Annotated in this window: 25 protein-coding genes and 1 riboswitch; of the genes, 17 read left to right on the top strand and 8 right to left on the bottom strand. The window is 44.3% G+C overall.

Translation table 11 applies throughout. The features are described from left to right. Positions 1-186 precede the first annotated feature (186 nt). The 4 genes from ADU24_RS18085 (at position 187) to ADU24_RS18065 (ending at position 3,043) form a co-directional block, all read left to right on the top strand. The gene (locus ADU24_RS18085; RefSeq protein WP_156324625.1) at positions 187-780 is read left to right on the top strand and encodes a hypothetical protein; all 594 of its coding nucleotides are present in this window, start codon (positions 187-189) and stop codon (positions 778-780) included. A 378-nt stretch (positions 781-1,158) separates the two neighbouring features. Then, the gene (locus ADU24_RS18075) at positions 1,159-1,638 is read left to right on the top strand and encodes a YfbM family protein (RefSeq protein WP_053367936.1); all 480 of its coding nucleotides are present in this window, start codon (positions 1,159-1,161) and stop codon (positions 1,636-1,638) included. A gap of 93 nt (positions 1,639-1,731) precedes the next feature. Continuing rightward, complete coding sequence (locus ADU24_RS18070; RefSeq protein WP_053367935.1) at positions 1,732-2,388, top strand: hypothetical protein; 657 nt, start codon at positions 1,732-1,734, stop codon at positions 2,386-2,388. 46 nt (positions 2,389-2,434) lie between these two features. Beyond that, complete coding sequence (locus tag ADU24_RS18065) at positions 2,435-3,043, top strand: hypothetical protein (protein WP_231689638.1); 609 nt, start codon at positions 2,435-2,437, stop codon at positions 3,041-3,043. 118 nt (positions 3,044-3,161) lie between these two features. Here the strand turns inward: ADU24_RS18065 and ADU24_RS18060 are convergent, their stop codons facing one another. Then, positions 3,162-3,920, bottom strand: coding sequence for a hypothetical protein (locus ADU24_RS18060; RefSeq protein WP_231689637.1), 759 nt, complete (start codon positions 3,918-3,920; stop codon positions 3,162-3,164). Positions 3,921-4,033: 113 nt separating this feature from the next. Between ADU24_RS18060 and ADU24_RS18055 the strand changes: the two genes are divergently transcribed. Continuing rightward, the gene (locus tag ADU24_RS18055; RefSeq protein ID WP_053367934.1) at positions 4,034-4,843 is read left to right on the top strand and encodes a class I SAM-dependent methyltransferase; all 810 of its coding nucleotides are present in this window, start codon (positions 4,034-4,036) and stop codon (positions 4,841-4,843) included. A gap of 101 nt (positions 4,844-4,944) precedes the next feature. Here the strand turns inward: ADU24_RS18055 and ADU24_RS18050 are convergent, their stop codons facing one another. The 3 genes from ADU24_RS18050 to ADU24_RS18040 form a co-directional block, all read right to left on the bottom strand. Then, positions 4,945-5,796 (bottom strand): SGNH/GDSL hydrolase family protein, encoded by an 852-nt coding sequence (locus ADU24_RS18050; RefSeq protein WP_053367933.1) that lies wholly within the window; start codon positions 5,794-5,796, stop codon positions 4,945-4,947. A 158-nt stretch (positions 5,797-5,954) separates the two neighbouring features. Further along, the gene (locus ADU24_RS18045) at positions 5,955-6,239 is read right to left on the bottom strand and encodes a hypothetical protein (RefSeq protein ID WP_053367932.1); all 285 of its coding nucleotides are present in this window, start codon (positions 6,237-6,239) and stop codon (positions 5,955-5,957) included. Between the two features lie 48 nt (positions 6,240-6,287). Continuing rightward, positions 6,288-7,178 (bottom strand): HD-GYP domain-containing protein, encoded by an 891-nt coding sequence (locus tag ADU24_RS18040; RefSeq protein ID WP_053367931.1) that lies wholly within the window; start codon positions 7,176-7,178, stop codon positions 6,288-6,290. A 572-nt stretch (positions 7,179-7,750) separates the two neighbouring features. On the opposite strand from ADU24_RS18040, the gene ADU24_RS18035 reads away from it, so the two are divergent. The 4 genes from ADU24_RS18035 (at position 7,751) to ADU24_RS18020 (ending at position 14,600) form a co-directional block, all read left to right on the top strand. Beyond that, the gene (locus ADU24_RS18035; protein WP_053367930.1) at positions 7,751-10,126 is read left to right on the top strand and encodes a 3-hydroxyacyl-CoA dehydrogenase/enoyl-CoA hydratase family protein; all 2,376 of its coding nucleotides are present in this window, start codon (positions 7,751-7,753) and stop codon (positions 10,124-10,126) included. Between the two features lie 395 nt (positions 10,127-10,521). Then, positions 10,522-11,697 (top strand): acetyl-CoA C-acetyltransferase, encoded by a 1,176-nt coding sequence (locus ADU24_RS18030; protein ID WP_053367929.1) that lies wholly within the window; start codon positions 10,522-10,524, stop codon positions 11,695-11,697. 402 nt (positions 11,698-12,099) lie between these two features. Continuing rightward, positions 12,100-13,884 carry an acyl-CoA dehydrogenase family protein gene (locus tag ADU24_RS18025; RefSeq protein ID WP_053367928.1) on the top strand — a complete coding sequence of 595 codons (1,785 nt, stop codon included), beginning with the start codon at positions 12,100-12,102 and terminating at the stop codon, positions 13,882-13,884. Positions 13,885-14,117: 233 nt separating this feature from the next. Beyond that, the gene (locus ADU24_RS18020) at positions 14,118-14,600 is read left to right on the top strand and encodes a CBO0543 family protein (RefSeq protein ID WP_053367927.1); all 483 of its coding nucleotides are present in this window, start codon (positions 14,118-14,120) and stop codon (positions 14,598-14,600) included. A gap of 233 nt (positions 14,601-14,833) precedes the next feature. Here ADU24_RS18020 and pdxR read toward each other — a convergent pair whose 3' ends face one another. Beyond that, on the bottom strand, positions 14,834-16,243 hold the full coding sequence (gene pdxR, locus ADU24_RS18015; RefSeq protein WP_156324624.1) for a MocR-like pyridoxine biosynthesis transcription factor PdxR: 1,410 nt from the start codon (positions 16,241-16,243) through the stop codon (positions 14,834-14,836). Positions 16,244-16,368: 125 nt separating this feature from the next. On the opposite strand from pdxR, the gene ADU24_RS18010 reads away from it, so the two are divergent. Both ADU24_RS18010 and ADU24_RS18005 read left to right on the top strand, forming a co-directional pair. Then, entirely contained in the window at positions 16,369-16,887 is a 519-nt protein-coding gene (locus ADU24_RS18010; RefSeq protein ID WP_053367926.1) for an ECF transporter S component, read from the top strand. Between the two features lie 345 nt (positions 16,888-17,232). Further along, a complete protein-coding gene (locus tag ADU24_RS18005; protein WP_053367925.1) occupies positions 17,233-17,583 on the top strand; it encodes a DUF805 domain-containing protein in 351 nt (116 codons plus the stop codon). Between the two features lie 50 nt (positions 17,584-17,633). On the opposite strand, the gene ADU24_RS18000 is transcribed toward ADU24_RS18005, so the two are convergent. The 3 genes from ADU24_RS18000 to ADU24_RS17990 form a co-directional block, all read right to left on the bottom strand. Then, a complete protein-coding gene (locus ADU24_RS18000) occupies positions 17,634-18,914 on the bottom strand; it encodes a Na+/H+ antiporter NhaC family protein (RefSeq protein WP_053367924.1) in 1,281 nt (426 codons plus the stop codon). Between the two features lie 81 nt (positions 18,915-18,995). After that, positions 18,996-19,103: riboswitch (SAM riboswitch) on the bottom strand. Between the two features lie 138 nt (positions 19,104-19,241). Further along, the gene (locus tag ADU24_RS17995) at positions 19,242-19,715 is read right to left on the bottom strand and encodes a hypothetical protein (RefSeq protein WP_053367923.1); all 474 of its coding nucleotides are present in this window, start codon (positions 19,713-19,715) and stop codon (positions 19,242-19,244) included. A 2-nt stretch (positions 19,716-19,717) separates the two neighbouring features. Beyond that, positions 19,718-20,506 (bottom strand): hypothetical protein, encoded by a 789-nt coding sequence (locus tag ADU24_RS17990; RefSeq protein ID WP_053367922.1) that lies wholly within the window; start codon positions 20,504-20,506, stop codon positions 19,718-19,720. A 151-nt stretch (positions 20,507-20,657) separates the two neighbouring features. Here ADU24_RS17990 and ADU24_RS17985 point away from each other — a divergent pair, with 151 nt between their 5' ends. From ADU24_RS17985 to ADU24_RS17960, 6 genes are all read left to right on the top strand, one after another. Continuing rightward, the gene (locus ADU24_RS17985) at positions 20,658-21,260 is read left to right on the top strand and encodes a hypothetical protein (protein WP_053367921.1); all 603 of its coding nucleotides are present in this window, start codon (positions 20,658-20,660) and stop codon (positions 21,258-21,260) included. Between the two features lie 216 nt (positions 21,261-21,476). Continuing rightward, entirely contained in the window at positions 21,477-22,166 is a 690-nt protein-coding gene (locus tag ADU24_RS17980) for a class I SAM-dependent methyltransferase (protein WP_053367920.1), read from the top strand. A gap of 161 nt (positions 22,167-22,327) precedes the next feature. After that, positions 22,328-23,140 carry a hypothetical protein gene (locus tag ADU24_RS17975; RefSeq protein ID WP_156324623.1) on the top strand — a complete coding sequence of 271 codons (813 nt, stop codon included), beginning with the start codon at positions 22,328-22,330 and terminating at the stop codon, positions 23,138-23,140. Between the two features lie 19 nt (positions 23,141-23,159). Beyond that, complete coding sequence (locus tag ADU24_RS17970; protein ID WP_053367918.1) at positions 23,160-24,110, top strand: hypothetical protein; 951 nt, start codon at positions 23,160-23,162, stop codon at positions 24,108-24,110. A 47-nt stretch (positions 24,111-24,157) separates the two neighbouring features. Next, the gene (locus ADU24_RS17965) at positions 24,158-24,910 is read left to right on the top strand and encodes a phosphotransferase family protein (RefSeq protein ID WP_053367917.1); all 753 of its coding nucleotides are present in this window, start codon (positions 24,158-24,160) and stop codon (positions 24,908-24,910) included. A 48-nt stretch (positions 24,911-24,958) separates the two neighbouring features. Further along, complete coding sequence (locus tag ADU24_RS17960) at positions 24,959-25,444, top strand: tetratricopeptide repeat protein (protein WP_053367916.1); 486 nt, start codon at positions 24,959-24,961, stop codon at positions 25,442-25,444. Positions 25,445-25,483: the final 39 nt, after the last annotated feature.

Below are 25,483 nucleotides of genomic sequence, written 5' to 3'. Positions count from 1 at the left end.
GCGAAAGTGGAGCAATGTTGAAGAACTGAAAAGGGAAAAACTGACCTCCATTTTTTAACAACAAAGAATTCTAATTCTTGTAATATATGTTATAATTTTACCATAATTCGGAATACTATGAAACTTTACGGGGAGGAGGACGAATCAAGAGTAATCTTCAGGAAAAATTCAAAGGGAGGCGGAAATGTGTTAAATTTCGCTGAATTAGAGGAAAAAAGTACGAAATACATACTAATCATTTCCATCATGCTATTCATCAGCAGCCTTTTTATGCCCTTTCTTCTTGTCTACCTGATTCAGGAATCGCTGTACAGCTCGAAGGATATTCTGTATTTCAAGACACCGCCATCCTCCTACGTTACGTTCGGGGTCGGAATGATGTGGATTGCGCTTGTCCTGCTGGTCTTTGTCATGGCCAAAAAGAAATTCGACCTTGGGGAAATGAAGTGGCTCTCACTTTTGTTTATCCCGCTAAGCATCCCGTTTTTCATGTTCAGCATCTCGAACTATTATTACCTGGACAAAGATGGGATTCATGCAAATGAACTGAAGAGCTACAATGCAATCGAGACGTTCCGTTGGGATGAAATGAAAGAAGTAAAGGAAATATACGCAAACGAAAGAGGCATGACCACAATCAAGGCATACCAATTCACCACAAAGGATAACCGCGTATTCGAATTGCCCCATGATAAAAAGCTGCTTCCTTTCCGGGCCGGCCTTATGAAAATGCTCCGGGAAAGCAATGTGGCGATAACGGATAATTATGATGAATTGTGAAGGAAGGGGACAAGAGTGAGGAAGAGGAGCCGTCCCTAGGCTTATATGATGAAAGCGCAGAGGATGATGTAAACTTTAGCCTCCGCGCTTTTTTTAATCACAAAAACGAACTCCAAATGGACTTGAAAAACACATCCAAACCACCTAAAAACACGCCCAAGCAAGCCAAGCTTAAAGGGTTTCCCCACTTAATTCCAGGCAGCGATTTGCCCTCATTTCCTCTGGGGTTTATAGTGGAATTACACCATATATACCAAGCTGGCGTTTTGAGAAAATGTTACCGACCAACCCGTCCCTAAGAAGTGAAAACCGATACCTGCATCATTCCTCGCCATTGTGCTATTCTAAGTGAAAAGGAATGACAAGGAGTGATCAGTGATGGGCATGATTGCGAGTTTTTTTAGAGTCACCCCAAAAGCGCTGCAGGTTTTAAAAGCAAATCCTGACGAGGCGGTCGACCTGATTTTTGAAATGGAAGAAATCGAGGAACTTGAGCTCGACATCGATAAATCGTGGCATGGCATTTACTATTTATTGAGCGGCGTCGCCGACCTGGACGAGCCGGCGGACGGGCATATTGGCCGCGCTGTGCTTGGCGGGAACGAACTGGCGGAAGACCTCCGCTACTTCGAACCCGACGAGGTAGCCGCGATTTACAACGACCTAAAAAGCATATCACCCGAGGAGTTCGCAAGCCGCTATGACGCCGAGAAATTGAGCGAGAAGGGCATCTACCCGATGTACAAGAAATGGACCGAAGACGACAAGGAGTATTTAGTCGACAACTACGACTTCCTCCTCCGCTACTACGAAACCGCTGCAAAGAACAACGAAGGCATGCTGCTGTTGATTCAATAACGCTTCTTTTATAAGGATGTTTTAAATTGAAACTAATGACACTGTCTAAGGGGCGCCCCTAATTTAACTTCAGCTGTTAAGGGATGTGCGTAAATGAAAGAGTTTTATCACTCTAAAAAGAAGAAGATTCGGGGGTGGAAACGTCACAAGAGGAAAATTCAAAGGTGGAGACAAAACGTAATTGACTTAGATTTGGACTACTTGAGAGAGCATCAGAAGTATTATGTTAAGTTGTGGATTCATCCCTTTTATTCATTAGTTAGAACCAACCCGCCGAATTGGTATGACCGACTATTGTTAAACGAAATGATCGATGTGTATTTAAGTTGGAATGAAAAAATGGCTAAAGAATTTGAGGATTATTATCTTAAAATTTGGTTGTTTGATCCCGATTTTATTAGCTCCCAAATCGTAGTCACATGCAAAGGTTGTATAAATACTTACGATGAAGCCTTTGACAAAAATCCAGTGACAAGGACATTCCCATTTCATAAATTCGAATCCCTGAAGGATAAATTGGCTTTATTTGATTGGGAGGCCCACATTAATGCCGAAGTGTATTTCGAAAAAGAATTGGTTGAGGATTTACAATTAGGCTTTAGAACAGAAGCTGAGTTAAATAAGATAAGGAATCAATCTTATGTTAACGAAACAATCCAATTTAGCTATGGAAATGACATTTTGTATAAAGTTAATGTTGGTGATGTTTGGGTAGGAACCTTAAAAAAGTCTTTTAAAAGCAACAAATGAAGCTCAACTTTTTTATCTGCCATACCAAAAAGGATGGGAGATGCAAATGGATGATATTTTAATGAATGTCTTGAAAAATGATAGATTGGATGACTATCCGTTATTCAAAAAGTACTGTGTACTCAAAGACAAAGGACTGAGGAAGGATTCTTTTCAAGCATTATCCACATTTAATGGTGAAGCAAAGCGATGGGGCTTTAAAAAACAACAGGATTTTGCTCGCTGGCTATTTGGTTTATTCGAAGTATCAGAGAATAATCACGAACTGCTTGTTCATCCTTTAGAAGAAAACTTATTAAAGCCGATACTTAAGGAATGGATGAATAGTAATCCCGATGATCCGAGGCCATATCGGTGGTATGCTTTGTATTTAACAACCGAAAAACGTATCGATTACTTAAACAAAGCTCTTGAACTTGGCGGAAGCTCCGAGCAAACAGCCTTGTTAAAACTAATTGATATCAATTTGGACTCGCTTTCGTTTTCTATCCATCATATAACTGAAGATGCGTATCTAGGCGATATTAAAGAAGATTCTATCCTGATTACTAAGTCCCAGCAGTTAAACGGCATGGTAGAATGCCGACAAACAAGAAAAACAAATGATGGCTCCCTTATCTATTATAGAGAACTTGAACGACTGGATCCTGTTTAAAAACGAACAAGGAAAAGACTTTGTCAGTTGGTGCAAAAACAGGGGAAGACAGTACCGATGGATCAATGCATATTATTACGAATAATATTTTTAAAAAACTATCCTTTTCCACAGCTTTTTAAAAAGAAAAAAGTTTTGAATAATAGTCAAGTGCTTGCCTGACAACGGAGGGGCTAATCCCAGTTTTGGAAAAAATGCGTTCACTCCATTTTTCATTTGAAGTGCATGGAGAATCATGAAATAAGCCTGCATTTGTACTCAGAAAACTGCTCCAATTATAGAATTCCCAGTGCTGAACCTCATCCCCGGTGCGAATCCGCATTTCACATAAAGGTTTGCTGAGCAGATTTTGTGAATAGTGTCCAGCTTCAAACAGCTCGTCATCCGAAATTTTATTTAAAGAATAAAGCTGGCGGCTGATTTTCCCACTGGGGCGGTGATAGGTAATTTCACAATCAGTTGCAGAAGAACTGATTTGCACGTTCGCGGCCGGGAAAAAGCCGGATACTGGCTCACTTACGAAGTCCGAACTAGAATGGTCGATTAAAACAGGGAGGATCCATTGGTCCCCAAGGTCACATAGATAACGGTATCCATCCACATAAGCAAGAACCCCGACATGAGCTTCGGGGGTACCGAAATCAGAACCGATCGCATGCGCTTCAATCCCGGCATCCTTCAATTCATGTAAAAGCCAAATCGCTAAGTCAAAACAATTGCCACTCGTTCCAAATTGGTTTCTATGCTCAATCATTTCACGGACAGTCCGTTGCCTGGGACCCGATGGCTGATTGTACACCCAGGCTTTCGTGAGTGTTTCCATGGGGAAATCATCAAACAAACGCCAAACGTTTAATAAAGAATGTGGTGGAATCACTGGATTTCCTCCTATTAATAACTGTTTCTATAATTTTACTATTAAAATACAGTTTTAACAGTTTGAATTTTAATTAGTCCACGGAAAAAATGACGAGTATCAGGAGGCCTGTCATGAGCAAAATCATCCAATATTACAGCCAATTCGATGAGTGGGGACGGCTGGACCGTGAGCCGATTGAGTTCCAGGTGAATTGGCACTATATGAAAAAATATCTCCCTAATACCGGTCATATCCTGGATAACGGTGCGGGGCCGGGGAAGTATGCAATCGAGCTGGCGAAGGATGGATACAAGGTAACATTGACCGACTTAACGCCAAGGCTGGTTGAGATGGCTGAGGAAAAAGCAAGGCATTTTGGGCTGGAAGAACAGTTCAATGGCTTTTTCACCGCGGATGCCCGGTCACTGGCCAACTTGGGGGATGAACAGTTTGATGCCTCGTTGATGCTTGGGCCTCTGTATCATTTGCAGGAAGAAGAGGACAGGATCAAAGCGGTAAATGAATTAAATCGAGTCACAAAGAAAAGCGGACTTGTTTTCGTTGCGTTCATGCCACGAATTCGCCATATTCTAACCTCTCTATTGAACCCTGAAAACTGGAAGCCGAACGACAATATCAATTCAATCCTGGAGTTTTCACGAACTGGCCGCTTTAACCATGCGGATGATGGCCGCTTTACAGGAGCCTATTATTACAACATTGAAGAAATTGTCCCTTTTATGGAACAACACGGGTTTGAAACAGTGGAGTTAATTGGCTCAAATGCCGGCGCCATCCTTACTAGCGCCAGCTGGAAATATTGGGAGGGCAGAGGGGAGGAAGAGGTCGATAAAATCATTAATCTAATTATTGAAAGAGCGACCGATCCCTACATACTTGGTGTCTCATCCCATTTGCTGTATATAGGGAGGAAGAAGTAATATGCAGAATAGAATGAATCACGGAACGTACCAAGTTCACTCCAAATAAAATCGCTTGAGTAAAGTTCCCTCAAGCGATTTTTGCTCTATATACCGTGTTATTATTTTGACAAATACCCAAACAACACCTCAGCCCAAATCTTCTGGCCCTCGTCGTTCGGGTGGACGCCATCTTCCTTAAGCGTATCCTCGAACTTGACGTTCTTTTCTGCCAAATACGTCTGAATTCCTTTATTCATGTCGAAATAATCCCAGCCGTTTTCTTCAATGAGGTCCTCGACATTGCGGAGGTAATCCCCGTATCGGTAGCCCCGTGCATTGGCTTCCCTGATTTTCTCGGGTGAAGGGTAGGCGGAAAAAAGAACAATCCTGGCATTCGGCAAAGCCTCTTTCAAGGATGAAACAATCTGAGTTAGATTTGTCTTGGTCCCGTCCATTGAAAGAGACTTCCCATGATTATGCAAAAGGGAAGTTTCAATGAGAACGAGAGCAGGGTAATCCTTCACCACCGCGCTCACGATGCCATGATCGACGATATCTTGGGTGGTCAAATCACTTTCTCCATGGTTCTTGACAGTAATCTTACGGAGGTCTTCGTTCACACCCCGAATCCTGCTCTCCACTACACGCGGCCAGGCTTTCGAATCCGTGCTGGCGCCCTCGCCCTTAGCAACACTGCTTCCTATCACGGAAATAGCAACCCGTTCCTTCATTAGCGTATTATAGTGAAGAAAATCAATCACCGGCTGATTATTATTTGATTTTGGATTCAAGCGGTCCAGCTTGGCCAGCGTTTCCTTCTTTTTTTCTGCTTCTTCCTGCTGAAGCTTTTCCTTGTAAGCTATGTATGATTCCTTACCCTTGGCCTCGATTTTCTTGTGGTAATAATTGCTCCCAAAACCCAGCACCACCGCCAGTGACAGGAAAATAAACAAAAAGACAAACCTTTTCACCGAAATTCCCCCAACATTATAATACTACAATTATTACATGTATTTACAAAATGTTACAAGCGACTTTCTATTAAAATAAAAAAGAAGACTACAAGTAGCCTTCTTAAATGAAATATAAATCTGTATAAGGCACTAGAAACGTCCCTTGTTTCACTTTCTTAGAACATCGGCTTGGCAGGGKCAACAGCCAGAACCGGCTGGCCATCTACTTCGATCCAATAGTAGTAGTGGTCTACTTCTATGCCTGTCGCATTCGTTAACTCTTTATGTAGTGTCTCCTGCAGCTCGAAAGATGTTTCAGCAGTATTCAATGATGGAAGATTAAGCCCGGTTTTGAGTGAAATCGTCTGGTCATACTGGCTCAAATACGCAGCGCCGGCCGTTCCTGCGAACAATGTTTGCAGAGCGAACGCCAACATTAAAACCAACAGCATCCTTTTCATCGTATCACCTCCTTTCAAATCAGCTTTATAATTTTTCAATACGGTTCACTAACCATCAACAATTGAAAAAAACGCATCAATGACATCTGGGTGGAACATAGTGCCTTTGTTGTGGGCCAATTCTTCAAAAGCTTCCTCACGGGTCATTCCTTTCCGGTACACGCGGTCGGTCGTCATCGCATCAAATGCATCCACGACCGAAATTATTGCAGCCTCAATCCTGATTTCGCCGCCCTTCAACCGATGGGGGTAGCCTTTCCCGTCATACCGCTCGTGGTGCTGCTCCACAATTTCGCCGGCCTTTAACAGATCAGGATTGCCCGTTTCGGTTAAAATTTCCCTTCCCCAGATGGTGTGCATTTTAATAATGTCGTACTCTTCGTTCGTCAGCTTCCCGGGCTTTTTTAAAATTTCATCCGGAACTCTCACTTTGCCAACATCATGGAGAAAGCCGGCCAAGTTCATAATATAAAGCTCATCCGCATCCAGGCCCATCACTTTTCCGAGCCGCATCGACAGCTCCTTGATCCGGTCGCAATGGTCGGACGTGTAGCCATCCTTTTCTTCCACCAGGATGGCGAGATCCATCATGTCCTTTACGGCATTGCTGTAAAAATGGAATTGCGGCTGTGATGTTACATATAAAAACTCCACGTCGGTTTCAGCCGTGAAAATCATGTGCTCTTTTACTGGGCAGGCATTCACCGAATCACCGGGCTCAAGAATAACCTCCCCGGCTGACGAAACCATCAAAAGCCGCCCAGACAGGATGGTCAAATGTTCAAGCGCCACCCAATCATCAGCAGGCCCCATCGCCCAGCGCGCGCCTGCATACAGCTTGTGGAGGATAACCTCCGTACCGTCCCCGGACGCAAGCAGGGAGAGCTCCATATTCTTCATTAGAACTTTATCAAGTGGCTTTCTCTTTAAAATCTTCATACAATCCCCGCTTCCAAAAACAATCAGATTAAAAACTTTATAGAAAAGGAGCGATTCTTGTCGAAAAAAAGTGTTAAATAATGAATATAATACCATCTTTATCACCGTAAAAACAGTGGGTTTTCTAAAAAAATGAAGCAGTGAAGCAGGGGACGTACCCTGTGTTTTAGTTTCTTGGACATCTTAAAGCCGAGATTTAGAGACAGAAGGTTTTGGCAGAATTAGTCCCTGTTTTGGCATTATTAATCCACGGTTTGGCAATAATCCTTCCAGATTAGGCACTATTAGAGCTCTGTTAGGCATTATTAACGCTAATTAGGCAGAATTCAAAAAGTTTCTTTGACTCTTCCATACCGGATTACTAGCTCCGTTTGTCGCTTCAAACCTTATTCCAGCTTTCCCCCTAAAGTGAACCATTAGAACCGTCCCCAACTGCACTACTTAATTGTTGCGCTAATTTTCAAAATATTTTATTATAAGAGGTAGCAGAACTCATTATTTTCCAGTGCAATTTTTTTTGCCGAAAAAATGAATGAGCATTCATTCAAATTTTGTCGAAGGGGGAGACACATGTGATTCAACCGATTAAAAAGGCTGCCGTGCTTGGCTCGGGGGTGATGGGTTCGGGGATTGCCGCCCATCTCGCCAACATCGGAATCCCGACACTCTTGCTCGATATCGTCCCGCGCGAGCCAAACGATGCTGAAAAGGCGAAAGGCCTGACGCTCGAGGACAAACAAGTCCGCAACCGCATCGCGACCGAATCGCTCCAAAAGCTGCTCAAGCAAAAACCGGCGCCGCTCACCGTCAAGGAAAACCTGAATCTCATCGAAGCCGGAAACCTTGAGGACGACTTGAACCGCCTCAACGAAGTAGACTGGATCATCGAAGTCGTCACCGAAAACCTCACTATAAAGAAGCAAGTTTTTGAAAAAGTCGACCAGCACCGGAAGCCGGGCAGCATCGTCAGCTCGAACACATCCGGCATCTCGGTCGAAGCGATGGCGGAAGGCCGTTCCGAGGACTTCCAAAAGCACTTCCTCGGCACCCATTTCTTCAATCCGCCGCGATACTTAAAATTGCTCGAAATCATCCCGACCCAACACACCGACCAAGAAGTCCTCGACTACATGAAAACGTTCAGCGAAGATGTGCTCGGCAAAGGCGTCGTCATCGCGAAAGACACGCCGAACTTCATCGCGAACCGAATCGGCACGTACGGCCTGCTCGTCACCTTAAGGGAAATGCTGAAGGGCGGCTACTCGGTTGGTGAAGTCGATTCCGTCACAGGCCCGCTGATCGGACGCCCGAAGTCCGCAACATTCCGCACACTGGATGTTGTCGGCCTCGACACGTTCGTCCATGTCGCCAAAAATGTCTACGACCAGGCGGAAGGCGCCGAAAAGGAAGTATTCGATGTTCCGCCGTTCATGCTGAAAATGCTTGAAAACGGCTGGCTCGGCAGCAAGTCCGGACAGGGCTTTTTTAAAAAAGAAGGAAAGGACATTCTTGAACTTGATCCAAATACACTCGAGTATGGCCCACGTAAAAAGCTAAAGACACAGGCAACAGAACTTGCCAAGCAGGAAAAAGGCTCAGCGAATAAATTGAAAGCGCTTGTATACGCGAAGGACGACAGAGCCGGGAACCTGCTCTGGAACATTTTCAGTCCGGTCCTGCTCTATTCCGCCGAGCTTCTTGGAAAAATTGCCGATGACATCCCGTCGATTGACCGTGCGATGAAATGGGGCTTTGGCTGGGAAAAAGGCCCGTTTGAAACATGGGACGCAATCGGCGTTGAGCGTGCAGTTTCGAAAATGAAGGAGCAGGGGAGCCAGGTCCCGCAATGGGTCGAGGACATGATCGCCGCCGGACACACTTCTTTTTATAAAAATAATGAGTACTATCATAACGGTGAATACAAACCCCTTGAAGTAAACCCGAAAGTGATTGACCTGAAGCAAATCAAAGAGGAAAAAGGCGTCATTAAAAAGAATTCCGGCGCAAGCCTGATTGACATCGGGGACGGCGTCGCGCTGCTCGAATTCCATTCGCCGAACAACGCAATTGGGCCGGACATCCTCCATATGATCAACTGGTCGATCGACGAGGTCGAAAGGAATTACAAAGGGCTCGTCATCGGCAACCAGGGCAAGAACTTCTGCGTCGGCGCGAACATCGCAATGATCCTTATGGAAGCCCAGGACGATAACTTCTTCGACCTCGACATGGTCGTCCGCCAGTTCCAGAACACGATGATGAAAATTAAATACTCAAGGAAACCGGTCGCCGCGGCGCCATTCCAAATGACACTCGGCGGCGGAACCGAAGTCAGCCTGCCGTGCGCGCACATCCAGGCATCGATGGAAACGTACATGGGACTCGTCGAAGTCGGCGTCGGCCTCATCCCGGGCGGAGGCGGAAACAAGGAGCTTTATCTCAGATACATGAATGCCCTACCGAAAGGCGTCGATTTCGACCTCATGAAAGTCGCGGCCAAAGTATTCGAAACGATTGCGATGGCAAAAGTCTCAACATCAGGCGACGAAGCCCGCGAACTCAATTTCCTGAGGCCATCGGACGGGATCTCCGTCAATGCGGACCACCAAATTTACGACGCTAAACAGGCGGTCCTCGCCATGCATGATCAGGGCTACAAACCGCCGGTACGGAAGAAAATCCCGGTCGTCGGTGAAACCGGCTACGCGGCGCTCATCCTCGGCGCCCAGGCGATGCAGCTATCCGGCTACATTTCCGAGCACGACATGAAAATCGCAAAGAAACTCGCCTACGTACTAGCCGGCGGAAAAGTCCCATTCGGCACCGAAGTCGACGAACAATACTTACTGGATCTAGAGCGGGAAGCCTTCCTAAGCCTCCTCGCCGAACCAAAATCACAGCAACGCATGCAGCACATGCTCCTAAAAGGAAAACCGCTGCGTAACTAAAGGGGATCAGGGTGAAGCAGTGAAGCAGGGGACGGATCTAGTGATTCATTCGTGAAACATCAAATAGGGGACGGACCCTATGATTCATTTGAGCTTTTTATAAACCGGCTTTTCGTTAACCAACAAGCGGAGTCACGTTAATCGGCTCAAATGCTGATAAAAGGCTGGCGAATGCTGATAAACGATTGTCACTTACTGATAAACAGCGGCCACTTACTGATAAAAGTTTTGTAAATGTTGATAAACCGCACTCAATTGCTGATAAATAAGCTTCACCCAGCAACCGCTTATACCCGGTTGCTAGAAACAGCAACTCAATACTAGCGGACTCCCATATCCGCTGCCAAACAACCAACTAGTTTACTAGAACACTAGAACGAAAGAGAGGGAACCCAATGAGAGAAGCGGTCATCGTTGCCGGAGCCCGCACCCCGGTCGGAAAAGCGAAGAAGGGCTCACTCGCCCAGGTTCGCCCCGACGACCTCGGAGCGCTCGTCATCAAGGAAACCTTGAGGCGGGCCGGCAATTACGAAGGAAACATAGACGATGTCATAATCGGCTGCGCCATGCCGGAAGCGGAGCAGGGACTGAACATGGCGCGCAATATCGCTGGCCTGGCCGGGCTCCCATACGAAGTCCCGGCCATCACCATCAACCGCTATTGTTCGTCCGGCCTGCAGTCAATCGCCTACGCCGCCGAGCGAATCATGCTCGGCTATGCAGACACCATTCTCGCCGGCGGAGCTGAATCGATGAGCATGGTGCCGATGATGGGCCATGTCACCCGCCCGAACGTAAAGCTCGCCGAAACGGCCCCCCAATATTATATGAGCATGGGCCACACCGCGGAAAAGGTCGCCGAAAAGTTCGGCGTCACCCGCCGCGATCAGGATGAATTCGCCGTCCGTAGCCACGAGCGCGCCGCCCGCGCCATCCAGGAAGGCAAATTCAACGAAGAAATCGTCCCGGTGGATGTCATCGTCCGCTCGGTCGGCAGTGACAACAAGCTGAAGGAGAAAACATTCCAGTTCGCACAGGATGAAGGCGTCCGCCCGGATACGAATCTCGAAACACTCGCAAAACTGCGCCCGGCATTTGCACTGAACGGAACCGTCACAGCCGGGAACGCCTCGCAAACGAGCGACGGCGCCGCCGCAGTAATGGTAATGGAACGTGAAAAAGCGGAAGCCCTTGGCTTAAAACCGCTCGCAAAATTCAGGTCGTTCGCGGTCGGGGGAGTGCCGCCGGAAATCATGGGCGTCGGACCGGTCGTCGCCATCCCGAAGGCGCTTAAGCTCGCCGGCCTCGAAGTAAGCGACATTTCGCTATTCGAGCTGAACGAAGCATTCGCTTCCCAGGCCATCCAGGTCATCCGCGAGCTGAACCTTGATGAAGACAAAGTCAACGTGAACGGCGGCGCAATCGCACTCGGCCATCCGCTTGGCTGCACTGGCGCCAAACTCACGCTGTCCCTAATCCACGAACTGAAGCGCCGCAATGAACAATTCGGCGTCGTCACAATGTGCATCGGCGGCGGCATGGGCGCGGCCGGGGTATTTGAACTGCTTTAGTCGGAAAAAAAGCCACCCAATTCAGAATTTCAAAGCAATCCAGCCACCCCGGCGCGCCGGGGCTGGCTTGTTAACCTAGAATTGAACCCAGTCGGAGCCTCGCCAGGTTCATAAAAGTTCAAATCGGTTCATAAAACCACTCAAAAGGTTCATAAATTTAATAATCGGTTCATAAATTCGACAAACCGGTTCATCAATTCCGAAACCGGTTCATAAAAGCTAGTACCTGCTAGCACCTAAACGAAATAAGTCAAAAAAACACACCCAGCGGGGCGGCAAACCCAACCATGACACATCCCAACCCAGACTTAACCCAACCCACAGACCCAACAAAAACTCAACCCAGTCACGCCCGCCCAACCACCAACCCAACTCTTCAATAAAGAAACGGAGGAATCATAAATGACCAACCAGCTCGGCGAATCAATCAAAGGCGGCAGTTTTTTAATCGAAGACATACCATATGACCGAGTCTTCACCCCCGAAGACTTCACCGACGAACACAAAATGATCGCTAAAACGACCGAAGAATACATTGAAAAAGACGTCATGCCGCAAATCGAACACATCGAAAACCACGAATTCGACCGCTCGGTAAAACTGCTGAAACAAGCCGGCGAACTCGGCCTACTCGGAGCCGACGTCCCGGAAGAATACGGCGGACTTGCGCTTGATAAAATCAGCTCCGCCCTCATCGCCGAAAAAATGGCCCGCGCCGGCGGATTCTCGATTTCCCACGGTGCCCATGTAGGAATCGGCTCACTGCCAATCGTCCTTTTTGGTAACGAGGAACAAAAGCAAAAATACCTGCCCGACCTTGCAACCGGTGAAAAACTGGCTGCCTACGCCTTGACCGAGCCAGGCTCCGGATCCGATGCACTTGGCGCAAAAACAACCGCCAAACTGAACGCCGAAGGAACCCACTACATCCTGAACGGCGAAAAGCAATGGATTACAAACTCAGCATTCGCAGATGTTTTCATCGTCTATGCAAAAATTGACGGCGAGCATTTCTCGGCATTCATCGTTGAGCGCGACTTCCCGGGCGTATCCGTTGGCGCCGAGGAAAAGAAAATGGGAATCAAAGGTTCATCGACCCGGACGCTGATCCTCCAGGACGCACAGGTTCCGAAAGAAAACCTTCTTGGCGAATCAGGCCGCGGCCACATCATCGCCTTCAACATCCTAAACATCGGCCGCTACAAGCTCGGCGTCGGCGTCGTCGGCGGAGCAAAGCGCGCGTTTGAAATCACCGTCCAGTACGCGAACCAGCGCCAGCAGTTCAAAACGCCAATCTCGCAATTCAACCTGACAAAGGAAAAATTCGCGACAATGGCTTCGAAAATCTATGCAGCCGAAAGCTCCGTCTACCGCACAGTCGGCCTGTTCGAGGACCGGATGGGACGCCTCACCGCGGACGAAGCAAAGGACGGCCTCCAAGTCGCAAAATCGATCGCCGAGTATGCCATTGAATGCTCGCTCAACAAAGTCTTCGGTACCGAAACACTCGACTATGTCGTCGACGAAGGCGTCCAAATTCACGGCGGCTACGGCTACATGGCCGAATACGAAATCGAGCGCGCCTACCGCGACTCCCGAATCAACCGCATTTTCGAAGGAACGAATGAAATCAACCGCCTGCTGGTGCCTGGCACATATATCCGAAAAGCAATGAAAGGCGAGCTGCCGCTTTTCCAAAAAGCCCAGCAGCTTCAGGAAGAGCTCATGATGATGATGCCGGAAGAGCCGGGTGACGAGCCGCTCGAGCAGGAAAAGCACCTCGTCCGGAACGCGAAGAAAATCGGCCTTCTTGCTGCCGGCCTCGCCGCCCAGAAATACGGAAAGGCGCTTGAGCAGGAACAGGAAATCCTCGTCAACATCGCCGACATCATTTCCAACGCCTACGCAATGGAATCGGCTGTCTTGAGGACCGAGAAAGCCATCGCCAAATCCGGACTCGAAAAATCCAGGCAGAAGCTCCTGTACACACAAATCTTCTGCCAGGAAGCATTCAACGAAATCGAGCAGCACGCCAAAGAAACACTCGTCGCCACGGAAGAAGGCGACACCCTGAGGATGCTCATGTCGGCCCTCCGGAAATTCACGCGCCACACGCCGATCAACGTCATCGCCAAAAAGCGCCAGGCCGCCGACCGCCTCATTGAAACGGAAAAATACGTTGTCTAAGAACTTCCTTTTGTGAAAAAAGGCCTCCGCACCTGGAGGCCTTTTTATAATGCCAACGCATTGCTGTACTTTGTGCAAAATCCCCCTATTTTGTCATGTAAATCATTTAAAAAAATCGGAGTGTTTTTCTCCCATCCCCCGGACACATATATTCCATAAAATTCAGCAGACTATTTAATGAATATGAAAAGGAAGCTGCCTGTTTTATTAACATTTAAAAAGGGGAATTTATCATGGAAAAAAAGCTGTTGAATTTACTCACTGCAATATGTTTTATTTCTTTGCCAATTTTATTTAAAGGTTCGAAAGTTAGGGAAAATCTTCTTATTCTTTTCTCAAAAGGTGTACTTTCAACTCTAATCGATGCTTATGTTGTTGGAACTAAAAGATTGGAATATCCAGTTCGCCCTTTTCCAAAAATTTTTAAAACAAATATTATTTTTGACCTATTATTTTTCCCTCTATTAAGTGTTATCTGGGTAAAGCTCTCCTACCATGATAATCTTAGGAAAATTTTATTGAAAAGTTTATTTTTTAGTGTCCCGATGAGTCTAGGTCAATGGTTTATGGAAAGAAAAACCAAGCTATTCAAGTGGAATAGGTGGTCCCCTTTCCATACATTTGCCAGTGTTAATTTTACTTTATTTTCAATTAGAGGTTTAATTGGACTATTAAAAATAATAGATAAATCTAAAGAGAAAGCAGCCCAAAATTAATGTGGAAATGGGAAAATGTATCCCCGAAAATTTGTAAGCTATGTTTATTAAAATGGTGAGGCGGGATCGCCAAAAAAGTATGGTAAGTAAACGGACTCTTGCAACTTTCCTGAACGAAACACTAATTTTGAAATCGTTTCATATTATTCTAAAGGAATAATAGGGTTTTTTTTATCTGTATATCTTAAAGAGCAGTCTATGAGGAAGTATTGAAAACCAACCAATATTACCTCCTAAGCGAATGGCCGTTTCGCCACCCCCCAACACTCCATCAACCGATGAATCCCAGTTTCAATGTCATCCAATGGAATTCCGCCAAAGCCAAGTAGAAAGGTTGGATACTCATAGTCAATTGGCTTTAACAAATAATCGGTTACTGGATAGATGGCAATATCGTTTGCCGCCGCGATCCGTTTTAACTCGTCTTCACTTTTTGACAAGGGCACTGAAATCAGAATATGCATACCAGCCTGGTCGCCAGTGATTGTGACATTTGGGTATTGCGTTGCAAAGGTGTGGGTTAATTTATCGTGTTTCTTTCGATAAATTTTCCGCATCCGGTTTAAGTGTTTGGAAAAATAGCTATCTTTCATGAAGTTAGCCAATATGTGTTGGTCGAATCTCGGGACGGTTGCCGAGTAATAGCTGAACGTCTCCTTGTATTTCCGAACCAATGTAGAAGGCAATACGAGATAGGCAACACGCAATGATGGCATTAACGATTTAGTAAACGTGCTGAGATAAATCACTTTATTGTTTTGGTCCAGGCCGTGCAATGCGGGAATGGGCTTTCCGATATAACGGAACTCGCTATCGTAATCATCTTCAATAATGTAGCGTTTTTCATCCTTTACCGCCCACTTCAACAGCTGTGTCCTTCTAGTTGCGGATAAAACAGCTCCGGTAGGGAATTGGTGGGAAGGGGTAATGTAAACGACATTCGCATTTGTTTTTTCGAGCTCGTCCACAATTAGCCCTTCTTCATCAACCGGGACCGGAATCGCCCTGTTTTGCAATTCGACCCTGGGGATTGCGGAGTAACCGGGATTTTCAAGGGCAAATTCAGAATCGTTTTCAAGCAATCTTAAAATGATCGGAAGGAGCTGCTCTGTTCCCGAACCAATGACGATTTGTTCCGGCTTACAAACAATCCCCCTCGATTGATAAAGATACTTCGCAATCTCGGTCCGCAATGCGTATTCCCCTTGAGGCTCACCTATTTGTAAAAGCTCCTTTGAATGAATGTCGTACAAGTCTTTCGCATATTTTCGCCATTGGGAAAAAGGGAAGGAGTCTGCATCAATTTTGCCCGGATGAAAATCAAATTGAAAAGCCCTTCCCACAGGCTTTTCCACCGGAATGTCCAAAGACTCTTTTTCTATATAAGGCAATTCATCTATTTCTTCTACAAAAAAACCAACGCGGGACCGGGAGATAATATAGCCTTCCGCAACAAGTTGGCCATAGGCAATTTCGATCGTCGTTTGGCTGATATTTAAAAATTCGGCTAATTTTTTTTTGGAAGGCAATTTCGTTCCAACTGCGATTTGTTTTTGGACGATGGCATTCTTGATACCGAGATAAAGCTGTTCATATAGCGGCTTTGCCGTACTTTTATCCAAGTCAAATATTAGCATGTCCATATGCAAGCCCCCTAACTGACCACATGATTTTTTGAAAAATTGACTCTTTCTACAATGTCAATTTTCATTATACTAAATATCAAGCAATCATGGGTTTTAAATTTACACAAAAAAGGGGTATTCATATGCAATCGACGTTAGCACCCGCATCAACGAAAACAAGATCATTGGTGATCAATTCTCTTTTCATCGCTCTAACCTTGGTAGCGACGATGTTCATTAACATTAAGCTTCCGATCATGGGTAACGGAGGCCTGATCCATCTCGGGAACGTGCCTCTTTTTATAGCGGCATTCGTATATGGCAGGAAGACGGGAGCCATTGCTGGCGCATTCGGAATGGGCATGTTCGATATTCTCTCCGGCTGGGCAGCATGGTCGCCGTTTACTTTTGTCATCGTTGGAGCAATGGGATTCGTAGCCGGCCTTATTTCTGAAAAAATGCCAGGCAAAAGAGTGCTAGTTTACTCATTGGCGGTTGTTGTCGCACTAATCATCAAAGTTGTAGGCTATTACTTTGCCGAGGTAATTCTATATGGAAACTGGATCCTCCCATTCGGCTCAATTCCGGGAAACATCATGCAGGTAGTCATTGCCGGAATCATCGTAGTCCCGCTTGTAGGACGCTTTAAAAAGCTTCTATAAAAGAATGAAGCAGGTGAAGCAGGGGACGGATCCGCTGTTTCATAAATTGGATAATTTTAGGCCTACCCCCTTTTCATTCAGAAAAAGGGGGTATTTCATACTCGACGGATTTTTTCGCCCGCGGGCTTGTTTGGTTTTGAACCAGAGATGGGGCATGGGTTTTTTAAAAAAAATCCGTATTAGCTGTTCACCGTTGTTCGGGCTTTAAACCCTCCTATAATGCCCGAAGGAAGTGGCTAATTCGTTCCCATTTTTTTAAACCTTTTCCAACAGTTCCCGTATATCCGGATTATCCCTATGATGGTATGATATGTTGTATTCTGAGAAAAAAAGGGTGGAGAAAAGATGGAATGGTTCCTGAAGGTTTTAAAAGACTACGCGGTGTTTAAGGGAAGGGCGAGAAGAAAGGAATACTGGATGTTTACCTTGATTAGCATAATCATCGCGTTTGTTCTTACGCTGATTGAAGAGCTGATAGGTTTGGGTGCTATCCTTTCTGGCCTGTTCTCACTTGCTATATTTATCCCGTCCCTTGCTGTAACAGCAAGAAGGCTGCACGATACCGGCAGAAGCGGCTGGATGATGCTACTTGCACTTATCCCGTTAATTGGTGGAATTATTCTTCTTGTGTTCGCAGCACAGGACAGCAGGCCTGGTACAAACCAGTACGGTCCAAATCCAAAAGAATTGGCATAAAGAAGAAGGGCAACGCAATGATGCGTTGCCCTCTTTTTAAAGTGTTGAAACTAGGCTTTCCTTTTTGCCGGGTATCCGATGAGGATAGCGATGATACCGCAGATTCCGATGAGGATTGGATAGAACGAGTATTGGACAATACTCACTGGCGATATTCCGGCTACACTTGCAGCTGCCAGTAATTGGGCGCCGTATGGCAGAAGGCCCTGAATTGAACAGGAGAACAGGTCCAGTATACTTGCGGACTTTCGCGGCTCAATCCCATACTGATCGGCAATATTTTTTGCAAGCGGACCGGCAATTAAAATAGCAATCGTATTGTTGGCCGTCGATACATCAGTTAGGCTCACAAGACCCGCAATCCCAAATTCCGCACCTTTTTTCGATTTAATCCGACGTGTCGCAAGGTGGAGCAGAAAGTCAATTCCTCCGTTAAACTTAATAATCTCTACCATTCCAGCAATTAATATCGCAAGAAAGGCGATCTCATACATGCCTGCCATTCCTTCGCCAATCTTTTGAAAAAGGCTCATCACATGATAGCTGCCATCCGCTAAGCCAACAGCCCCGGCGAGTACAATCCCTAATGCGAGAACAAGGAAAACATTCATTCCGGCTAACGCAAAAATGATAACCAATACATAGGGAACAATTTTTACCCAGCTGTAGCTTAAATGTTCGACCTGGGCCGTTTCACCCATTGTAATAATTCCGAAAATAATGCCCGTAACAATAGCTGCCGGCAGCACAATCCAAAAATTCACCTTGAATTTATCCTTCATTTGCGCGCCCTGTGAACGAACGGCAGTAATCGTTGTGTCGGAAATAAACGATAAATTATCGCCAAACATCGACCCGCCAATGATTGCCGCCATTATCAGTGCCATGGAAAGATCGGTATGCCCGCTTATCCCAACGCCGATAGGCGCAAGTGCGACAATCGTTCCCATCGATGTCCCCATTGACAGGGAGATGAAGCAGGCAATGATGAACAAGCCTACGATAAGCAGGTTTTGCGGAACGACCGATAAAGCAAAGTTAACAGTGGAATCCACCGCCCCCATGCCTTTTGCTACTTCTGAAAAGGCCCCAGCCAAGAGGAAAATAACAACCATCAGCATAACATTTAAATTTCCTGCGCCTTGGCAAAAAATATCAACCTTTTTAGAAAACGATTCTTTCCGATTCATCGCTAGAGCCACAGCACCTGAAATGGCAATGGCTACAATGACAGGAAAGGCATAAAAATCACCTGTAATAACCCCTGAACCAATAAATAAAATCAAAAAAACAACAAATGGGAGCAGCGCCCATGGATTTCCTTTTTTCATTGTTCCACCTCCAAAAAAATCTCTGAAAAAAAGGCCTCTTCCTGAAACAACAAGAAGAGGCCTTATATCTATAAAACACTCCTCTTATCTACCAAGCCTTTGCTTGCTGGATTTGGCACAGAAACGTAATCACTAAGTTCCGCTGCCGAGATCTCGTCGGGCCAGTCCCTCCATCTCTCTTGATAAGAAGAAAAATATTATTTAATTGTAACAGTACTAAAGGTTACATCATTTTCATTGCTTTATCAACATAATTTTTATGGGTATTTTTTGCTGCTCACTATCACACAAAAAACAGTAGCCATTTCCCAAAAGAACGGAATATCTTTAGTTGGAAACTCTGGATATCACCTTCGCGACCCCAAGGGCGAAGTGGCTGAACAAAATATTCTCGACGATCTCTCCTTGGGAATCCTCACAGTCAACAATGACGATGATTTCGGAATGGAATCCTTTCAGCTTTCTGCGCCTCTTTTTTACAACGAATTCCGTAAAAAGGCGAATGGCAAATCCAATCAAAAAACCGACAGCGGCACCAATCAGCCCCCAGTAGATGGGACCCCACGCCAGCTTGAATCCTAGGCTGGCGCCAATCACTGATAATGCAGTCGCTAGTGCGGCTCCGATATCTATCAAGGATGTTCCATCCGAACGGTGCAGATTATCAAAAATATTCCGCTCTTCTTTCCTGTTATCAAGAGGGATGACAAATATGTTTTCTTGTTTAATCCCTTTCTTTTCTAAAGTGGCAAGGGCCATTTCAATATGGACGGTATGTTCAAATGTAGAAAATAGCTGCATTGTTAGGTCACCTTTTGTCCTTTTAAAACTTTAAAAGATGGGGACTGATATTTCTCCCTAAAAAAGGCTCTTTGTTCTTTATCGTATAGCTTGTTGTTCTCAACTGTATTTAAATAGGCGTCAAAGGTTGCAAAACCATACAGAGAAGGGAAAAATAAAAGCCACTCAGGATTTACAGTTGCCGTTGCTTTTTCAATTTCGCCCAAAAATAAAAGTGAAATGGCCTCAAGGCCGTGAGAATAATAGAAGAAAACAACTGTCCAAATGATGACAAAAAATGATGCCACGATCCGATGGATATAAAGCTGTCCCAAACCCGGAACAAAAAGTGACCAAACTACTGCCATGACTGGGTTTCTTTTATCCAAATAATTAATTTCCATCGCACCAATGCTAAAGGAATTAAAAGGATGCTCCTCACGGTCTGCCAATACAAAGACTTTATTTAAATCGACAGTAGTCCGATAGCTATCCCAAATTCCGAATATATAGACCGGGATATAAATCAGCAGCCAGCGTGTATCCAAAACGTCTTTAGCTTTATCGATGTCACCCTGGAACGAATGAATCATCGCCATATTCACATGTGATTGTAAATTAATGACGACTTCCCAAGCGAATAGCACAAAACCCCGTAAATACTTTGACAAAAGAAGATGCCCAAAACCCGGAAACGCCGCACTCCACCAAGCTACAATATAAGGGTTCCTAAGATGGATTTGAGTAGTCCCAAGAATGCTGACGTGGGCCCTATACCTTCGTGCAGTGTTGTCATTGCTATAATTATTCATCTTCTCCACCTTGCCGCTTCATTGGATAGAATTAGTATTCAACAAACTGACAGGTTCATACCTTGGGGAATATGAAGGCAATAGTCATCGTTATTTCGTGGTAAAATTAGGGTGTTAGTCCGAGCAGCGCACTAAAAATTGGGGGTGTGAAATGCACAAAATAAAATGGGGCCTTTTTTCTTTGATTGTCATTTTACTTGTGGTTGGCGGAATTGGTACGTATCAAAAAGCCACCGATAATACGTATGAGGGAATGTCAATCATTCCTGAGCAACATGACGATATTCCCCTTTTTAAGGGTTTGGAGCCGGACCAATCCCAATACGCCATAGAAGGGGATCGTTGGCAGGAAATATCCGACTATTACTCTAAGAAGCTTCCGAAGTTGGGCTGGAGTAACGTATATATGCAAACCGCACTTGATGATGATGACCCGGAAAATGACTGGGGTGGATTTTATTCGCGATGGAAAAAATCAGGCTTTGATGGGGAGTTAAGTGTTTATGGTTCCTACAATGAATTCGATGACCAAACTGAGGTAATGTTTGATAAAACCCCCATTGTTCATGTATCGACATGGATAAAAACAGTTCCAGAAAGCATTTGTATATATAAATCGCCGACTGATCGCAGCTGTACAGAAATTAATGATAAGGAACAGATTCAACAGCTAGTCAATTTCATAAACGAAGCTCCAGATTGGGACAAAAAAGCATTGCCACATAAAAAAGAAAGTATCATTGATTTTAGGTAAATGGAAATAAAGGTACTTTACGAAAAGGAAAAGGAAATTTACTTTAAGTCGGAAAAAGGCATGAAAATCATGAAACCAGACCCTGAATTCTTTAATCTTACGGGTCTCCAGGAATGAATTGAATGTGAGAGGCGGGTTCAAAAAGAATTACCGTCTTTTTTTGCAATTTATTCTGATGTCGGTGACTACGGCGTTAGTGAAAGGCGGTATGTTCTTATGGATAATATTAGCTTCAACCCATTCCTAAGTATTAAAAATCCTCAGCCATTAGGGCCAGGATCGTTTGAGATGGCATGGCCGTTGATTAAAGCATTGAATCTGGAACCGGGAATGCGGGTGTTGGAAATTGGCGCAGGCACAGGCCAGATTGCTGTTGCGATCGTAAAGTATTGGAATGTATCAGTCGTAACATTGGAACCTTGGGAAGATTTGAATGTAATTCATAATTATGCGGAGAAAGAAGGGGTAGGGAACCAAGTTCTTGCCTTGAAGGCTTTTGCTCAAAATGTGCCCTTCGCTGACAATTCTTTCGATGCGGTTTTCAGCATTGGTTCCTTCTTCATGATTGGAGAAGAACGTCCCGTAGCTTTGAAAGAGATTAGCCGGGTAATCAAAAATAAAGGGCGTATCGGGATTGCGGAACCAATGTGTACAATGGATGCCGCACCCGATGACATTACAAGCTATGAGATTTACCAAAGCTATAAAGAATGGCTGCGCACCGTTCAATGGAATTCCGATCTGTTTATACAAAACGGTTTAGATGTTCATGAGGCCTACTATTTTAAAAATGGCTACCAAATGTGGGTTGATAATTTCAAATACTATGATGGTGAGAAAGATATCATTTTGCAGGATGGCGGCCGTTGGCTGTCTGCAGGAATGGTTGTTGGGCAGAACCGGTAATCAAAAGGGGTAATGGGGTTTAGTGTCCCATTGCCCTTTTAAATATAAAAGGAAACTACCTCTGTTTGTCGAATTATCATTAGGAACAAATAAATTAAAGGAAATAAATTATGGCCAATACATTATCATTTGAAAATTTTCAAAAAGCCCGAAGTTATCTCATGAATCATGGAAGAGATTTGGAACAGGAATTGTTTCGTTTTCATTTTGAAAACGGGAATCCCAAGAACGTAGTCGCTATATTGCAACGGTACCAAGGAGAAAATGGCGGATTCAGAAACATGGGGGAAGGCCACTCTGTCATCCCAAACGGAATGGACACGAGCATGGCATTTCAGCTTCTTAGCGAAGTCGGCGCTTCATCGAGTGACGAGGTTGTCCACAAAGGCATTCAGTACATAATAGATTCCTATGATCATGAACTGGGATGCTGGCATCCGAGACCAAACGAAAGAAGCAAGGGGTGGACAGATAACCCGTGTGCCGAGCTCACAGGCTTCTTGTATGAGTACCGGCAATTGGTTCCAGGGGATTTTCTCAGGAATGTAACGGAACACGCCATAGCTAATATGAGCACCATCCACACCTCAAAAGAACCGAGGCAATTTTACTTCCTGGAAGCACTAAGCTTACTTCGCTTGGCAATACGAATAGATGAACCATTCAAGTCTATTATTTTGGAAAAATTAAAACAAGATATTGTTGAAATCATTGAAACGGACTCCGGCAAGTGGGCGACTGTCTATTGCGCAAAACCATTCTTCTTCGCTTATTCAACTGAGAGTCCTATGTTTCTTCCGATAAAGGAGCATGTTATCAAAAGCTTGGAGAATGAAATCAATACTCAAGCCGAGGACGGGCATTTCATCTTAAATTGGAATGCTGATGAAGAAGGAGCGAAAGTTTGGAAAAGTATCATGACAATGGATGTTCTGAAGGCTTTGAAAAATCACAAGTTGATTGACCTGTCATAAAAAAAGAGAGGTATGTTAAATGATCACATTACCTGAAAGCAGTTTTGAAAAAGCAAAAGTTTTCATAAAGTCAAAAGCGCGGGAATTAGAGCGTTCACGGTTTGAATTTTTATTCGAAAATGGCAGTAAGGAGAGTGTCCTAAAAGAACTAGAAAAATATCAAAATGAAGATGGAGGCTTCGGGCACGGCATTGAACCAGACTTTTGGCTTCCTAGCTCATCCCCAATGGCAACTTGGGCGGCAGGGCAGATTTTGATTGAGATTGGCGCGGATAAAAATGAGCCAATCGTTCGGGCGATGGTTCATTACTTGGTCAATTCAATTGATTTTAAAACTGAAATCTGGCATGCAGTACTCCCCGAGAATAATGACTATCCGCACGCACCTTGGTGGCACTGGAATGAAGGAGTTCAAGAAAATTGGTCGTTTAATCCAAGTGTTGAACTCGCTGCGTATCTTGTTCATTGGTCTGATGAGCAAAGTGAAGTGGCAGAACTCGGGTGGCTTGTTATTGGAAAAGCAGTAGATCATTTGATGAATAAAAGTGATATGGACAGGCATGAAATCAACAACTACCAGGCAATGGTGGAAATAATGAAACTCCGTCAGGCCGCTTTTGACTCCAAATCCCACTACGCGTTGAATGCCGTTTCCGAACAAGTAATGAAGCTCGCGGAGAGATGCGTAAACAAGGATGTTTCAACCTGGAGCGATGGCTATCAACCGCTGCCTTTGGATTTTATCAATCATGCATCTGATCCTCTTTGTGAAAGGCTGGGCTCACTCGTTGACACGAACCTTGATTTCTTTAGACAGCAATTGTCCGATGAAGGAATATGGGATATCTCATGGAATTGGGGAAGCTATCCAGAAGAATATGAAATTGCACGAGGATATTGGAAAGGTATTCTGGCTGTTAATCGGTATAGGCAATTAAAGGCGTTTGATTTAATAAAATTTGAATTTTAATAATATCGCAGTTGTTCTAGTTTGGGGAAAAGCAAGGAGTGAAACGAATGGATTTAGGTGCTCCTATAGCAATTGGAAATACAGCAAAAATCTATCTCTATAATAACAGTATTTATAAAGTATTTAATGACTACTTGCCAGATACGGAATCTTTTATTGAAGCTGAAAAGCAGAAATATGCTTATTCATGTGGACTGTCTGTTCCCAAAATAATAGATGTTACAAAAATAGATGGTAAACAAGCTATTATAATGGAGTTTATTAAGGGAAGATCAATAGGTGATATTCTTTCCGAAAACATGGAGCAAGTAGAATATTATATGGATATTTTCGTTGGGATTCATCAAAAAATTCATATGGTTGAAGTCGAGACTGATTCAATTGAATACATGAATGAAAGATTAAGCCGAAAGATTAAATCGGTCAATAATCTGGAGAGTAGGCATAAGTCAGCTTTAATACAAAAATTGAATGAAATTACCTTTGAAAGTAGACTATGCCATGGAGATTATCATCCGTTTAACCTGATCATGATAAATAATAATGCGACAATTATAGATTGGGTGGATGCCACCGCAGGGGATATACGCGCCGATGTGTATCGTACATATCTTCTTTTTTCCCAGTTTTCAAATGAATTAGCTGAGCTGTATTTGCATCTTTATTGTGAGAGAAGCGGTTTGTTAAAAGATGAAGTATTGCAATGGGCGCCAATTTTAGCTGCGGCAAGGCTGTCTGAAATTGTCCCATCAGAGAACTCAGAACGTCTTTTAGACATAATCAATCAATTCTGTCCTTAAACCAGATTAGTGGAAAAACAGATAAAGCACTCACTGGAGGTGAGGAAATTGGAAATGAAATTAGAAAAGGCTGTTGCTTCACGAAATAGCGGACATCATAAAGAATCAAATGAATTACTTCTGAAACTTGTACAGGAGTTCCCTAACGATGCATCAATTAACTACCATTGTGCATGGAGTTTTGATTTATTAGGAGAAGAATCGAAGGCAGTACCCTTTTATGAAAAGGCAATCAAATTAGGGTTATCTTCAAAAGAATTGGAAGGAGCCTTATTAGGATTAGGGAGTACATACAGGAGTCTAGGAGAATACGAAAGATCAAAAAATGTTTTTTTAAAGGGCATTGAATTATTTCCAGACAATAAGGCTATTCAGATATTCTATACGATGACCTTATACAATTTAAATGAACATAGTAAAGCAATGGAGTTGTTACTAAAATGTTTAACAGAAACAACAACCGATGTTGAAATAACAAAATATAAAACAGCAATTGATTTTTATTCAAATAAATTAGATGAGATTTGGAAGTAATTGTTGAAAAGATTTTTTAAAGCTTATATGCGTGAGGAA

Origin of the sequence: Bacillus sp. FJAT-27245, from assembly GCF_001273955.1 — a bacterium.
GTDB lineage: Bacteria > Bacillota > Bacilli > Bacillales > Cytobacillaceae > Bacillus_D.
The sequence above is the reverse complement of the archived record's forward strand: the minus strand, read 5'-3'. Positions and strand labels throughout refer to the sequence as shown.